The organism is Burkholderia sp. RF2-non_BP3 (assembly GCF_001522185.1).
In the GTDB taxonomy this organism is placed as follows: domain Bacteria; phylum Pseudomonadota; class Gammaproteobacteria; order Burkholderiales; family Burkholderiaceae; genus Burkholderia; species Burkholderia diffusa.
On the sequence record NZ_LOSU01000064.1, the window covers coordinates 1 to 605 of the forward strand.

Consider the following 605-nt stretch of genomic DNA (forward strand, 5'->3'; position numbering starts at 1 on the left):
CCGTAGTCGGCCACGCTGAAGATCGGCGCTTCGGGATCCTTGTTGATCGCGACGATCACCTTCGAATCCTTCATGCCGGCCAGATGCTGGATCGCGCCCGAAATGCCGACCGCGATGTACAACTGCGGCGCGACGATCTTGCCGGTCTGGCCGACCTGGTAGTCGTTCGGCACGTAGCCGGCGTCGACTGCCGCGCGCGATGCGCCCAGTGCTGCCGACAGCTTGTCGGCCAGCGGCTCCAGCACCTTCGTGTAGTTCTCGCCGCTGCCCAGGCCGCGGCCGCCCGACACGATGATGCTCGCCGACGTCAGCTCCGGACGATCCAGCTTCGTCACTTCACGGCTCACGAACTGCGATTTGCCCGCATCGGCCGCCGCTTCGATCTTCTCGACCGCCGCGCTGCCGCCGTCCGCTGCAACCGGATCGAAACCCGTCGCGCGCACCGTGATCACCTTGATCGGATCGCTCGACTGCACCGTCGCGATCGCGTTGCCCGCATAGATCGGACGCTCGAACGTGTCGGCCGAATCGACCGCCGTGATGTCCGAAATCTGCGCGACGTCCAGCTTCGCGGCGATGCGCGGTGCGACGTTCTTGCCGTAGGC

1 protein-coding gene is annotated in these 605 nt (G+C 66.1%); it reads right to left on the reverse strand.

Going from position 1 to position 605, the window contains the following annotated elements; all coding sequences use genetic code 11:
* Nucleotides 1-605: electron transfer flavoprotein subunit alpha/FixB family protein (locus tag WS45_RS29320; RefSeq protein WP_179950410.1), on the reverse strand; the 605-nt coding region annotated here is incomplete at both ends.